Origin of the sequence: Streptomyces lanatus (assembly GCF_014655715.1) — a bacterium.
GTDB classification, from domain to species: Bacteria; Actinomycetota; Actinomycetes; order Streptomycetales; family Streptomycetaceae; genus Streptomyces; species Streptomyces lanatus.
This window is the reverse complement of record NZ_BNBM01000006.1, coordinates 365368-378830: the sequence shown is the minus strand read 5'-3', so window position 1 is coordinate 378830 and position 13463 is coordinate 365368. Positions and strand designations below refer to the sequence as shown.

General features: G+C 69.6%; 16 protein-coding genes and 1 tRNA gene. 13 read left to right on the top strand and 4 right to left on the bottom strand.

All coding sequences use genetic code 11. The annotated features are described in order from the left end of the window. Positions 1–115: 115 nt before the first annotated feature. A complete protein-coding gene (upp, locus tag IE325_RS19190; RefSeq protein WP_190071162.1) occupies positions 116–751 on the bottom strand; it encodes a uracil phosphoribosyltransferase in 636 nt (211 codons plus the stop codon). 95 nt (positions 752–846) lie between these two features. Here upp and IE325_RS19185 point away from each other — a divergent pair, with 95 nt between their 5' ends. The 9 genes from IE325_RS19185 to IE325_RS19145 all read left to right on the top strand — a co-directional run bounded on the left by IE325_RS19185 (position 847) and on the right by IE325_RS19145 (position 6101). Then, positions 847–1056 (top strand): hypothetical protein, encoded by a 210-nt coding sequence (locus tag IE325_RS19185; RefSeq protein ID WP_190071161.1) that lies wholly within the window; start codon positions 847–849, stop codon positions 1054–1056. A 254-nt stretch (positions 1057–1310) separates the two neighbouring features. After that, entirely contained in the window at positions 1311–1838 is a 528-nt protein-coding gene (locus IE325_RS19180) for a tRNA adenosine deaminase-associated protein (protein WP_190071258.1), read from the top strand. Between the two features lie 59 nt (positions 1839–1897). Beyond that, entirely contained in the window at positions 1898–2329 is a 432-nt protein-coding gene (gene tadA / locus IE325_RS19175; RefSeq protein ID WP_190071160.1) for a tRNA adenosine(34) deaminase TadA, read from the top strand. A gap of 45 nt (positions 2330–2374) precedes the next feature. Continuing rightward, positions 2375–2459: transfer RNA gene (locus IE325_RS19170), tRNA-Ser, on the top strand. A 161-nt stretch (positions 2460–2620) separates the two neighbouring features. Next, positions 2621–2800: a hypothetical protein gene (locus IE325_RS19165; protein WP_190071159.1), complete on the top strand. Its 180-nt coding sequence runs from the start codon at positions 2621–2623 to the stop codon at positions 2798–2800. 9 nt (positions 2801–2809) lie between these two features. Beyond that, the gene (locus IE325_RS19160; RefSeq protein WP_190071158.1) at positions 2810–3103 is read left to right on the top strand and encodes a Dabb family protein; all 294 of its coding nucleotides are present in this window, start codon (positions 2810–2812) and stop codon (positions 3101–3103) included. A 167-nt stretch (positions 3104–3270) separates the two neighbouring features. Next, positions 3271–4134 (top strand): RNA polymerase sigma factor SigF, encoded by an 864-nt coding sequence (locus tag IE325_RS19155; RefSeq protein ID WP_190071157.1) that lies wholly within the window; start codon positions 3271–3273, stop codon positions 4132–4134. 268 nt (positions 4135–4402) lie between these two features. Next, positions 4403–5281, top strand: a complete 879-nt coding sequence (locus IE325_RS19150; protein WP_190071156.1) for an RNA polymerase sigma factor SigF — start codon at positions 4403–4405, stop codon at positions 5279–5281. A gap of 49 nt (positions 5282–5330) precedes the next feature. After that, positions 5331–6101, top strand: a complete 771-nt coding sequence (locus tag IE325_RS19145) for a hypothetical protein (protein WP_190071155.1) — start codon at positions 5331–5333, stop codon at positions 6099–6101. A gap of 9 nt (positions 6102–6110) precedes the next feature. On the opposite strand, the gene IE325_RS19140 is transcribed toward IE325_RS19145, so the two are convergent. Beyond that, entirely contained in the window at positions 6111–6308 is a 198-nt protein-coding gene (locus IE325_RS19140) for a hypothetical protein (RefSeq protein ID WP_190071154.1), read from the bottom strand. Between the two features lie 207 nt (positions 6309–6515). Between IE325_RS19140 and IE325_RS19135 the strand changes: the two genes are divergently transcribed. From IE325_RS19135 to IE325_RS19120, 4 genes are all read left to right on the top strand, one after another. Beyond that, positions 6516–6965 (top strand): MarR family winged helix-turn-helix transcriptional regulator, encoded by a 450-nt coding sequence (locus tag IE325_RS19135; RefSeq protein WP_190071153.1) that lies wholly within the window; start codon positions 6516–6518, stop codon positions 6963–6965. Positions 6966–7050: 85 nt separating this feature from the next. Next, positions 7051–9468, top strand: coding sequence for an MFS transporter (locus tag IE325_RS19130; RefSeq protein WP_491590969.1), 2418 nt, complete (start codon positions 7051–7053; stop codon positions 9466–9468). A 98-nt stretch (positions 9469–9566) separates the two neighbouring features. After that, the gene (locus IE325_RS19125) at positions 9567–10391 is read left to right on the top strand and encodes a YceI family protein (RefSeq protein WP_190071151.1); all 825 of its coding nucleotides are present in this window, start codon (positions 9567–9569) and stop codon (positions 10389–10391) included. A gap of 48 nt (positions 10392–10439) precedes the next feature. Then, positions 10440–10910 (top strand): PPOX class F420-dependent oxidoreductase, encoded by a 471-nt coding sequence (locus IE325_RS19120; protein WP_190071150.1) that lies wholly within the window; start codon positions 10440–10442, stop codon positions 10908–10910. A 157-nt stretch (positions 10911–11067) separates the two neighbouring features. On the opposite strand, the gene IE325_RS19115 is transcribed toward IE325_RS19120, so the two are convergent. Both IE325_RS19115 and IE325_RS19110 read right to left on the bottom strand, forming a co-directional pair. Then, entirely contained in the window at positions 11068–11823 is a 756-nt protein-coding gene (locus tag IE325_RS19115; protein WP_190071149.1) for a TetR/AcrR family transcriptional regulator, read from the bottom strand. 46 nt (positions 11824–11869) lie between these two features. Continuing rightward, complete coding sequence (locus IE325_RS19110) at positions 11870–13369, bottom strand: MFS transporter (protein WP_190071148.1); 1500 nt, start codon at positions 13367–13369, stop codon at positions 11870–11872. Between the last annotated feature and the right edge of the window lie 94 nt (positions 13370–13463).

Sequence of the window (13463 nt, the reverse complement as noted above, 5' to 3'; positions counted from 1 at the left end):
AAAGGGGCGCGGGGCTGTGTCAATATGCGGCTCCGCCGCGTGGGCGCGACAAGCCACGGCGAACCCGCACCCGCCACACAACCGCGCCCCTACGGCGAACAGGCGAAACCGACGCCTACTCAGCCGCCCCGTAGAGGCGATCTCCCGCGTCCCCAAGCCCCGGCACGATGTACCCGTGCTCATTGAGCCGCTCATCCACCGCCGCCGTAACGACCGTCACCGGCGTCCCCGCCAGCTCCCGCTCCATCAGCTCAACGCCTTCGGGCGCGGCGAGAAGCACCACGGCGGTGACATCGTCCGCACCCCGCTTGATGAGCTCCTGGATCGCCGCGACCAGCGTGCCGCCCGTCGCCAGCATCGGGTCCAGGACGTACACCTGCCGCCCGGAGAGGTCCTCGGGCATCCGCGAGGCGTACGTGGACGCCTGGAGCGTCTCCTCGTTGCGGATCATGCCCAGGAAGCCCACCTCGGCGGTCGGCAGCAGCCGGACCATGCCGTCCAGCATGCCGAGCCCGGCGCGCAGGATCGGCACCACCAGGGGGCGCGGGTGGGAGAGCTTGACGCCGGTGGTGGTGGTGACCGGGGTCGTGATGTCGACCGCTTCGGTGCGCACGTCCCGCGTGGCCTCGTAGGCGAGCAGGGTGACCAGTTCGTCGGCGAGCCGGCGGAAGGTCGCGGAGTCGGTGCGCTGGTCGCGCAGGGTGGTGAGCTTGTGGGCGACCAGAGGGTGGTCGACGACGTGGAGACGCATGTCCACAACAGTAACCGGGCCCGCAGCCCCCTGGCGCTGGCATCAAACCGCCCATCGGAGGGAAAGTGGGAGGGACGCACCGGGGGTGGTGAGCCATGCCGAGTACTGAGCCGTCGGCCGAGCCCACGCAGGAGCCGTCGGCCGGTCCCACGCGGGAGGAGACGGACGTCGCGCGTCGTCGGCGACGCGCCCAGTTCCTGCGGGAACTCGCCGAGGCCCGCGAACTGCGGGACCGCGTCCAGCCGCGCCGTGCGAAGGCGGCCCGCCTGCGGCACGCCATGCGCATGCGGACGTTCCGCTGGTAGGGCGAGCCTGCGGGGAAGATCCGCTCCCTTCGGCGGCGTTGGAGCGACGGGCGTGCGCGGACACCTGGAAAAGCCGCGTACGATCCGCACGTGGCGATCAGAACTGCCGGACACAGGGTGCCGAAGACGTCCCCTGAACGCCTTGTTTCTGCCACGATTCCGAGTGGGTGGGGCTCGGACACCGAGCGCCCCACCCCCAACCTCCGCCGGGGGGACCCCCAACCGGCACGCCTATGACCAGTGGGAGAGTCACGGTGTACTTCGCCGCACTGCTCGCGCGCACCGAAGACGGGTGGGAAGCGAGCGACACGGAGCTCGACGATGTGGAGACCTTGTCGGACCTGGCCGAGCTGGCCCGTGAAGCCTCGCCGGAGGACGACACGGTGCTCGTGCTCATCGAGCAGGAGGACGCCTGGTTCGGCGTCGTCCGGATCGACGGCGAGGACGACCCTCGTATCTATGTGTCGGACGCCGCCGCAGCCGCCCGCAGCAGTTACGGCGAGATCCTGCTCACCGACGAACTGCTCGGAAGGGAGCCCGGCGACGACGGCGCCGATCTGGACTCCCTGGACCTCGACGGCACGGAGGAGCCGGACGGCGACTCCGAGGACGACGAGGACGGATCCGCCGAGGCGGTCCCGCACAGCCCGGTGGGCGACAGCCAGATCCTCGACGACCTCGGTGTCGGCGAGAAGGAGCTGAAGGCCCTGGATGCCGAGGACGCGCTCAACGCGATCGCCGAGGCCCTGGGCGCCTCGGAGGTCCTGGAGACCGTCCGCTGACCTCGCCGGAGAAGCAGGGGTCGGCCGCCGACCCCGTACGTGACCGCTGGCGGGCCGCGATGCGGCTCGCCCTCGACGAGGCCGGGCTGGCCGTCGCGGGCGGGGACGTACCCGTCGGCGCCATCGTGCTGTCCCCGGACGGTACGACCGTGCTCGGCGCCGGTCACAACGAGCGTGAGGCGACCGGCGATCCGACCGCGCACGCCGAGGTCCTCGCGATCCGGCGTGCGGCCGCGGCACTCGGTGAGTGGCGGCTGACCGGCTGCACGCTCGTCGTCACGCTGGAACCCTGCACCATGTGCGCCGGCGCGCTCGTGCAGTCCCGGGTGGACCGGGTGGTGTACGGCGCGCGGGACGAGAAGGCGGGCGCGGCCGGCTCCCTCTGGGACGTCGTGCGCGACCGCAGGCTCAATCACCGGCCCGAGGTGATCGAGGGCGTGCTCGCCGAGGAGTGCGCGGGGCTGCTCACCGAGTTCTTCCGGAACCGATGAATACCGATTTCAGAGCTTGGCCGGGCGTGCTGTAAGGTCTCCCTCGGTAGCGTGTCCGAGCGGCCGAAGGAGCTCGCCTCGAAAGCGAGTGTGGCGCAAGTCACCGAGGGTTCAAATCCCTCCGCTACCGCTGAAGAAGGGCCCCGTCGAAAGACGGGGCCCTTCGTGCTGTTGATCTCCCGAGAGGCGCGAAGGTTACACTCACCGCCGATAACACGGGGCTCTTTCGGCTCTTTCGACTCATTCGGCTCAGCAGGCATGGCAGGCACACCAGCCACAGGGGAGGCCGCGATGGCGGTGAATTCGAAGAAGGTCGCCATCTATGTGCTCGCGGTCTTCGTGCTCTACGTGATCATCACCGACCCGGCCAAGGCGGCGGACTACGTCCAGGTAGGGTTCGAGGGCATTTCGGACGCCGCCAAGGCGATCGGCGACTTCATGACGTGGATCGCCAACGGAGGCGACAGCTAGGGAGTACGCATGATCCGCCACCTGGTCCTCTTCAAGCTCAACGAGGGAGTCGAGCGCGACGACCCGCGCGTCGTGGAGGGCGTCGAGGCCTTTCGCTCGCTGGAGGGCAAGATCCCCGAGCTGCGTCACTGGGAGCTGGGCTGGAACATCAGCGACCGCCCCATCGCCTACGACTTCGCCATCAACTCCGCGTTCGAGGACCCGGCCGCCCTGCGCACCTATGTGGAGCACCCCGAGCACCAGGCGGGCGTCGCCCTGTGGCGGGAGTTCGCCACCTGGGTGATCGCCGACTACGAATTCTGAGCCGCCCCACCCCCCGGTCGACCCGAATCCTCCCGGAGCCCTCCGCCGCAACGGCGGGGGGCTTTCGCGTGTCTTGCGCACCCTTCCATCCCCAACACGGGATTATGCGGTACTTGAACACAATGAACTGTCTTGTGATGCTATGACCGCTTTTGACGGATGAGTTGATGGATCACGAGGTGGAGTTGACCGTGCCGGCCAGTACTGCGCCTCAAGCCCCGACCCACTCACCCCAAGAGGACACCCCCGCGTCCCCGCCGCCCCGCAGCCGCGGCGCGGACACCCGGGCGCTCACCCAGGTCCTCTTCGGGGAGCTCAAGGAGTTGACGCCGGGCACGCCGGAGCACAACCGCGTACGCGGGGCGCTCATCGAGGCGAACCTCCCGCTCGTGCGCTACGCGGCCGCCCGATTCCGCTCCCGCAACGAGCCGATGGAGGACGTGATCCAGGTCGGCACGATCGGGCTGATCAACGCCATCGACCGGTTCGACCCGGACCGTGGCGTGCAGTTCCCGACCTTCGCCATGCCGACCGTCGTCGGCGAGATCAAGCGGTACTTCCGGGACAACGTCCGCACGGTCCACGTACCGCGCCGGCTGCATGAGCTGTGGGTCCAGGTGAACAGCGCGACCGAGGATCTGACGACGACCTTCGGACGCACCCCCACCACCGCCGAGATCGCCGAGCGGCTGCGCATCACCGAGGACGAGGTGCTGTCCTGCATCGAGGCCGGGCGGTCGTACCACGCCACCTCGCTGGAGGCCGCCCAGGAGGGCGACGGGCTCCCCGGACTGCTGGACCGGCTCGGCTACGAGGACCCCGCCCTGGACGGCGTGGAGCACCGGGACCTCGTACGGCATCTGTTGGTGCAACTCCCCGAACGGGAACAGAGAATCCTGCTCCTGCGCTACTACAGCAACCTCACCCAATCGCAAATCAGTGCGGAACTCGGGGTCTCCCAGATGCACGTTTCGAGGCTACTCGCGCGTAGCTTCCAGCGACTGCGTTCGGCGAACCGGATCGACGCGTAACCGGAAACAGGAGCGACCGGTCACCGTCGCGAGCGAATCGCTCACCAGGGCGGATCCCGACGGTTGTGGCCCGAAATACCGTCAGACCCCCTTTATCCAGGGCGGATTCGAGTCTCACATGTCGACATGTCACTACAGCGTGTTGCCGACATGTGACATTCTTCGGGAAGCGCGTTTGCCGTGGCCTCGGCTCCGGTATTCAGGTGAAGGCTGGCGTTCCTCGATCGGAGCGTTCGCCACGACCGTCCCGCGACCCAAAGGGGGTGGCATGTCCGCAGATCAGGGCAGCTCGAAGGTGCTCACGCTCACGAAGAGCGAGTCCGCGCCCGACGCCGCGCTCGACGATGCCCCGGCCCTGGAGGCCCTTCCGGCCCCGGCTCCGGAATCCATCGACACCCGCACCCTGTCCCGCTCCCTGTTCCTGCGGCTCGCCGCACTGGACGAGAACAGCCCCGAGCGTGCCTACGTCCGGGACACACTGATCGAGCTCAACCTCCCACTCGTGCGCTACGCGGCAGCCCGCTTCCGCTCGCGCAACGAACCGATGGAGGACATCGTCCAGGTCGGCACCATCGGCCTGATCAAGGCGATCGACCGCTTCGACTGCGAACGGGGCGTGGAGTTCCCGACGTTCGCGATGCCGACGGTCGTGGGCGAGATCAAGCGGTTCTTCCGCGACACGTCCTGGTCGGTGCGCGTCCCGCGCCGGCTCCAGGAGCTGCGTCTGGCCCTCACCAAGGCCAGCGACGAGCTCTCCCAGAAGCTCGACCGCTCCCCGACGGTCACCGAACTCGCCACCGTGCTCGGCGTGTCCGAGGAGGACGTCGTCGACGGCCTCGCGGTCGGCAACGCCTACACGGCCTCCTCGCTGGACTCCCCGGCCCCGGAGGACGACGGCGGCGAGGGCTCCCTGGCCGACCGGCTGGGCTACGAGGACACCGCCCTGGAGGGCGTCGAGTACCGGGAATCGCTGAAGCCCCTGCTCGCCAAACTCCCGCCCCGCGAGCGGCGGATCATCATGCTGCGCTTCTTCGCCAACATGACCCAGTCGCAGATCGGCGAGGAGGTCGGCATCTCCCAGATGCATGTCTCCCGACTGCTGACCCGGACGCTGGCGCAGCTGCGCGAGGGCCTCATCTCCGACTGACCCCTCCCGGCCCCTTCATAATTGACGGAGCGTCAGCCACCATGGCCCGATGCTTCGCTCGACATGGACGACCTCGACATCTGGCCGTCGGTGCGCCCTGCTGGGCGCGTCGGCGGCCGTCGTCTGCCTGGGCGGGCTGCTCGCCGCGTGCGGGGCCGGCGGGGATGGTGACGGATATGTCGCGACGGGGGCGGCCGGTGGTCCGCCGAGGGTCACCGGTACGGCTGCCGCGCCGACGGGCGAGGTGACGCTGGTGCCGCTCGACGGGGCGGAGGGCGGTCACGGCGGCAGCAGTGGCGGTGACAGGGGCGGTTCGAGCAACTCCCCTGCACGGGAGGGAAGTCAGGGCCAGGGAAGTCAGGGGCCTGGAGGTCAGGAGCCGTCCGCCGACCCGACAGCGACGGAACCCTCCACCCGTCCCCCGAGCGGAACCCCCGAACCCACGGCCCCGCCCAGCAGTTCACCCGCCGCCCCATCACCCCCGGCATCGCCCGCGACGACAACCCCGTCCCCCGCGAAACTCACCGTGAGCGAGCCCGAACGGGAGCCCACGGACCAGCGCTGGTGCGAGAAAGTGACGCTCGACTTCCGCAACTCGGGCGGCACCGCCGTGCGTTCGGGCACCGTGACCTTCGACACCCACATCATCGGCGCGCTCGGCGTCGACTGGGCGACGATCGAGTCGAAGGAGAAACTCCCGGCGCCGATCGGGGCGGGGGCGCACAAGGAGAAGACCTGGACGGTGTGCGTCGACGCCTGGCGCGTGCCGCTGGGCATGCACATCGAGACGCGGGACGTCACCGTCCGGTGGGAGCAGTAGCCGTATCGGCTACTTGAGCGCCAGCCAGGCCACCGCCGCCACGATCACGACCGCGGCGACGACGCCGATGATCATGCCGATGCGCGGACCGGAAGAAGCCTGCTGCTGCCGACGACCGCCCTGCGGGCCCTCGTCGACGAACGCGCGGAACATCTGGGTGCTGCCTGCGGGGTCGTGGTTGCCCTGGGGGCCCTGGGTGTTAGCCATGGCCTGAGACCCTAGCGAATCCGTCCGTTCGGCCCAAGTGGGGGCCCGGACCCTGCACAGGGGGTCATGGAACCTACCCCACCTGCACATTTACGGTCGCAATACTTGCCTTTGCCAAGTTTTTGCAGCGCCCCCCGCCTATTTGTTTGCCTGTAGCAACCAAACGTATTTATGGTTGCCCTAAGCAACAAACAAGCGGGAGGTGTGATGGCCGAGCAGGCGCAGTACGAGGAGCTGGTCCGCCAGTTCAGCGCCTTCGGCGCCGTGAAACGGGAGATGGGACGGACGCTGCCGTCCGACTGTCCCGCCGGATCCGCCGCCGTACTGACGTTGCTGACCGGTCATGGAGAGATGCGCATGAGCAAGCTCGCCGAGCTGCTCGCCGTGGACATGTCGGTCACCAGCCGCCATGTCGCCCACGTCGCCGAGCGCGGCTGGATCGAGCGCTCCCCCGATCCGGCGGACAAGCGAAGCCGCATCCTCCGCCTCACTCCGGCCGGCGAGGACCGCGTACGGGAGATGTCCCGGCGGACCACGCAGTTGCTGGCCGAGCGGCTGAGCGACTGGACCGACGACGAGGTCGAGGCGCTCACCCGGCTCATGGCCCGGCTGAGAGCCAGCTTCGACGACTGCCGTACACCCGCGATCACCCAGTAGGAAAAGGAACCCCATGGCAACGACCACACCAGCCGGTGTGCGGGCCCACGCCAAGCACGGGAGCGGAGCCGGGGACGGCACTCCCATGAACCACCGGCAGATCATGGAAGCGCTGACCGGGCTGCTGCTCGGCATGTTCGTCGCGATCCTGTCGTCGACGATCGTCTCCAACGCTCTGCCCGACATCATCAAGGACCTCGGCGGCGGCCAGAGCGCCTACACCTGGGTGGTCACCGCGTCGCTACTGGCGATGACGGCGTCCACCCCTCTGTGGGGCAAGCTCGCCGACCTCTTCTCCAAGAAGCTTCTGATACAGCTGGCCCTGGTCATCTTCGTGGCCGGGTCGGCGGCGGCCGGTCTCTCCCAGAACCCGGCCATGCTCATCACCTTCCGCGCCGTGCAGGGCATCGGCATGGGCGGTCTGTCGTCGCTGGCGCAGATCATCCTGGCCGCGATGATCTCCCCGCGCGAGCGCGGCCGCTACAACGGCTACCTCGGCGCCACCTTCGCCACCGCGATGGTCGGCGGCCCGCTGATCGGCGGTGTCATCACCGACACCGACTGGCTGGGCTGGCGCTGGTGCTTCTACGTCGGCGTGCCCTTCGCCGTGATCGCTCTGATCGTGCTGCAGCGCACCCTGCACCTGCCGGTCGTGAAGCGGAAGGTCAAGGTCGACTGGGCCGGCGCCTTCTTCATCACCGCCGCGGTCTGCCTGCTGCTGGTCTGGGTGACCTTCGCGGGCGACAAGTACGACTGGATGTCGTGGCAGACCGGCGCGATGACAGGCGGCGCACTCGCCCTCCTCCTGATCTTCATCCTCATCGAGACCAAGGCGAGCGAGCCGATCGTCCCGCTGCGCCTGTTCCGCAACCGCACCATCACCCTCGCCTCGCTGGCCTCGCTCTTCGTCGGCATCGCGATGTTCGCGGGCACGATCTTCTTCAGCCAGTACTTCCAACTGGCCCGCAACGAGTCGCCGACCATGTCCGGCGTGCTGACCATCCCGATGATCGTCGGCCTGTTCATCTCGTCGACCGTCTCCGGCCAGGTCATCACCCGCACCGGCCGCTGGAAGGCCTGGCTGCTGGCCGGCGGTGTCCTGGTGACTGCGGGCCTCGGACTCCTCGGCACGATCCGCTACGACACCGAGTACTGGCACGTGGCGATCTTCATGGCGCTGCTGGGCCTCGGCGTCGGCATGATGATGCAGAACCTGGTCCTCGCCACCCAGAACCAGGTGGACCCGAGCGACCTCGGCGCCGCCAGCTCGGTCGTGAACTTCTTCCGCTCCCTCGGCGGCGCCATGGGCGTCTCGGCCCTCGGCGCGGTCCTCAGCCACCGCATCACCCACTACGCCGAGGAGGGCCTGACCAGGCTCGGCGTCCAGGGCGGCTCCTCCGGCCACGGCGAGATCCCGGACCTCGACGCACTCCCGTCGCCCGTCCGCACCGTCATCGAGAGCGCGTACGGCCATGGCGTCGCCGACGTCTTCCTGTACGCCGCGCCGATCGCCTTCCTCGCCCTCCTGTTCGCCCTGTTCATCAAGGAGGTCCCGTTGAAGACGAAGGGGGCGCTGGCACAGGCGGCGGAGGCGGAGACGCCGGAGCCGGTGGAGGCCGCCGCGGAGGAGCGGGTGCCGAGCTGGGCGGTCACGTCCGCCGAGACGGAGATCGCCCCCGAGGGCACGCAGAAGCTGGCCGCCGTGGCTACGGTCGCCCGCCCCGAGGAATCCACCGGCGGTGGCGTCCCGGTCAGCGGATTCGTCCGCGGCGCGGAGAGCGCACCGGTGCCACAGGCCGCCGTCACCCTCATCTCGCTGGCCGGCCGCCAGCTGGGCCGCTCGGTCGCGCAGGCCGACGGTTCCTACGCGGTCGACGCGCCGGGCGCGGGATCGTACGTCCTGATCGCCTCCGCGGACGGCTTCCAGCCGCAGGCGTCGACGGTCGTGGTGAACGGCGACGGCCCGTTGTCGTACGACATCCTGCTCAGCGGCACCAGCGGCCTGAGCGGTGTGGTCCGTACGGCGCAGAGCGCGCTGCCGGTGAAGGACGCGATGGTGATCGTGACCGACGTCCGCGGCGATCTGCTGGCCACGGCGGCCACCGGTGAGCAGGGCGAGTTCAGCTTCGCCGAGCTGGTGCCGGGTGCCGTGACCGTCGCGGTGAACGCCGCCGGGTACCGGCCGCGCGCCCTGCCCGTCGAGATCGGCGGCACCGGGGTCACCCGGATCGAGGTCGACCTGGAGGCGGGCGCCCAGCTCCAGGGCGTCGTACGAGCACCGCACGGCCCCCTGGCCGACGCCCGCGTCACGCTGGTCGACGCGGCGGGCAACGTCGTGGGCACCGCCACCACCGGTCCGGACGGGGCGTACGCCTTCACCGACCTGGACGGCGGCGAGTACACGGTCATCGCGACGGGTTACCCGCCGGTGGCGACGGCCCTGACGCTGACCGGCCGCGGCAACGACGACCACGACATCGAGCTCGCCCACCCCGGCGAGTAGCAGGACCCCGGCCCGTGGCGGGCGGCGCGCGCTCTGAGCGGAGGTGTGCGCCCCGCCACGGGCCGGCTTTCTTTGTGACTTTCTGAGGAGTACGTGAGATGGGACTGACCGCGAGGATCCGCACCCGGGACGGATGGGCCGTGTCGCATGCGGTCGTGACAGTGACCGACATGGGCGGGGCGCAGGTGCTGCGGCTGGAGGCGGACGCGGAAGGGGCGGTGCGGGACGCGAATCCGCTGCCCGCCGGGCCGTACACCGTCATCGTCACCGCCGTCGGGTACGCCCCCGCCGCCGCGAGTGCGATCGTCACCGCGAGCGGTCGCGCCGAGGTCGGCACGGTGACACTGGCCAGGCAGGGCGGCACCGAACTGCCGCCGCCGGGGCCGTGGACCGTCGACCCGGCGCACTCCGGTGTGGCCGCCGTCGCCCAGCACCTGGGGATCTCCAGTGTGCGGGGGCGTTTCACCGACTTCACGGCCGGCATCGAGATCGCGCCGGACGACATCACCAAGTCCCGCGTGGAGGCGGTGATCCGGGCCGACTCCATCGACACGGGGAACGCCATGCGCGACGGGCATCTGAAGTCGCCGGACTTCCTGGACGTGGAGAAGTACCCCGAGATCACCTACCGCTCGACGGGGGTCACGGCCGCCACCGGCACCGACCGCTGGACCGTGCACGGCGAGCTGACCATGCACGGCGTCGCACGGCCCGTCGACCTGGACCTGGCCTACCTCGGCACGGGCGCGGACCCGTGGGGCGGCACACGGGCGGCGTTCCGGGCGACGACGGAACTCCACCGGGACGACTTCGCCATGAACTACAACCAGGTGGTGCAGGCGGGGATCGCGGCCATCGGGACGACGCTGAAGGTGGAGCTGGACATCCAGGCGGTGCAGGGGGAGACGCTGCCGCAAGGGTGAGCACGGCGGGGACAGGCGGGCGGGCCGGCCGGCGCCTACGCTGACCCCATGGCACCGAACATCGCGACCAACACCCGCGTCTCGCTCGACGAGTTGCTCGACTTCGTACGTCCCCGTCATCGCGCGATCCTGTTGACGCGACGGACCGACGGCAGCGCCCAGGCCTCGCCGCTGACCTGCGGCGTCGACGACTCGGGCCGGATCGTGGTCTCCACCTACCCCGAGCGGGCCAAGACCCGCAACGCCAAGCGCGACCAGCGGGTCAGCCTGGTCGTGCTGAGCGACGACTGGAACGGCCCGTGGGTCCAGGTCGACGGCACGGCCGAGGTGATCGACTCCCCCGAGTCCGTGGAGCCCCTCGTGGAGTACTACCGGAACATCGCCGGGGAGCATCCGGACTGGGACGAGTATCGGGCGGCGATGCTGAAGCAGGGGAAGTCGATCATTCGGGTCACTCCGGAGAAGTGGGGGCCGGTGGCCACCGGCGGCTTCCCGGCACGGCTGGTGTCCGAGGACTAGTCAGCGCCACTCAGCACCGCTCGACGGACGGAGTCCGGCGCAGCGCTCCGAAGCCTGCGAAGCAGTGCGAGGAGAGCAGAAGGAAGGGGGCCGGTGGCCACGGGTGGGTTCCCGGCGCGGCTCGCCGCGCAGGACTGACCACGGGCCGGGCCTCGACTCACCCCGCCCGCGCCACCATCGCCTCGATACCGGCGACCAGCAGATCCAGGGCGAACTCGAAGTCCCGCTCCCACATCTCCTCGACCGTGTCGCCGCCCCGGGCCTCCATGAGTTCCGCGGAGTCGTGGACGATGTCGGCGGCCTCCGGGGACTGGGTCACCGTGCTCATGGCGTGATGGAAGTAGTCGTCCGGGCTCATGCCGAACGCCGTGCTGCGGGCCACGAAATGGCCCTCCATCGTGCCGAAGCCGTACACGAACTGGAAGACCGCGGAGATGGCGGCGACCAGGCCGTGGGTGGGCAGTCCGGTCCTGCGGATGATCTGCTGGACCAGCCGGGAGAAGGCGAGGCTGTTCGGGCCGATGTTGACGTATGTGCCGATCAGCGGTGACAGCCATGGATGCCGGACCAGCAGCCCGCGGTACGCCCGGGCCAGCGTGCGCAGCGGGACCCGCCAGTCCTCGTCGGCGTCCGGGTCGGGCAGGGTCAGTTCGCCGAAGGCGGCGTCGAGGGCGAGTTCGAGGAGGTCGTCCTTGGTGTCGACGTACCAGTAGACGGACATCGCGGTGACGTTCAGCTCACCGGCGAGCCTCCGCATGGAGAACTTGGCCAGCCCCTCGGCGTCCAGCAGCCGTACGGTCGCGGCGGTGATGCGGTCCCGGTCGAGCCCGGAGGGCTGCCGCCCACCACGCCGCTCAGCTTTGCCGTCCAGCCAGACACTGGTCCGAGCGGACTGCTGGCCTGACCTGGCCATGGCGCACCTTCCTGACGATGTGAAATGCCGGTTGAGGGGAGAACTCTCAGGCGCCATCTCCCCGCTCGGCCCGCCGCAACAACGTCCCAGCGACCAATCCTCCCAGCAATACGGCCAACGCCCCCACCAGCAAACTGGTCTCAAGACCTGAGGAGAACGCGTCCAGCACCCGTGCCCGCTCCCCGGCCGACCCCGCCGCCGCCAACGCCGCCGGCAGGGACGCGGCCGCGAACCGCCAGTTGAGCAGAGCCCCCAGCACGGCGACCCCCAACCCCGTACCGAACTCCGCCACGGTCCCGTTGATCCCCCCGCCGACCCCCGCCTTCTCCCGCGGAATCGCACTCATGATCGCGTGTGACATCGCCGGACTGGCGATCGCCGCACCGGCCCCGATGAGCACCAGGCCCAGCAGCGTGCCGGTGTAACCGCCCGAGGCCACCAGGGCGATGGAGGCCAGACCGGCCGCCATGGCCGTCATGCCGAGCCCGATGGCGAGCGGGGTCCCGAGCCGGGTCGACAACTTCGCCGCCAGGCCGGTGAAGTTCAGCGCCACGATCATCAGGGCGAGCGGGGCGGTGCGCAGCCCGGCCTCCAGGGGCTCGTAACCGAGCACGAACTGCATGTGCTGGGTGAGCAGGAAGAGCGATCCGCCCATCCCGAAGGCGATCAGCACGGCACCCGAGACCGCGCCCATGAACTGCCGGTTCCGGAAGAAGTGCATATCGAGCATGGGGTACGGGATCCGGTTCTCCCAGTACGCGAAGGCGGCCAGCACGACGATCGCCACGGCCACCGTCACCAGGACCCGGGCCGACACCCAGCCGTGCTCCGGCCCGGAGATGATCGCGTACACCAGGGACGCCATGCCGATGGTCGAGAGCACGGCGCCCAGCAGGTCGGGGCGGTCGCCCTGCGGGTTCTTCGACTCGGGGACGAGCGCCAGGACGGCCACCAGGGCGAGCAGCGCGACCGGAATGTTGATCAGGAAGATCGCGCCCCACCAGAAGTGGTCGAGCATGACGCCGCCGAGGAGCGGTCCGGTGGCGAAGCCCAGCGAGTTCACGGCGGCCCAGATGCCGATCGCCTTCGGCTGCTCCTCCGGCGTGAAGATCTGGATCGCCACGGCGAGGACGGTGGTCATCAGCAGCGCGCCACCGATGCCCATCCCGGCTCGCGCCGCGATCAACTGCCCTGTGGACCCGGCGAGACCGGCCACCAGCGAGCCCACACCGAACAGCGCCAGCCCCGCGGCCAGCATCTTCTTGCGGCCGTAGCGGTCGGCGGCACTGCCCGCCGTGAGCAGCAGGCCCGACTGCACCAGCGAGTAGGCGTTGATCATCCACTGGATATCGGAGGTGGACGCGCCCAGTTCGCGGGTGAGCGAGGGGATGGCCACGTTCAGGACGGTGTTGTCGAGCACCACGGTGAGCACCGCGAGACAGAGGACACCGAGGATCAGCCAGCGCTGCGGGTGACCGCCCGGAGGTGAGAGCTGAGGCTGGGGCTGCGGCTGGGCCGAGGCCTGTTCCTGGGGGGATGTCGTCATGCCATACACCGTAGAGGAATTCCTATACGGTGTACAACGATGATACGGAGAAGGGGCGGCGGGCCCGGATAGCCAGGCCGCCGCCCCTTGATGC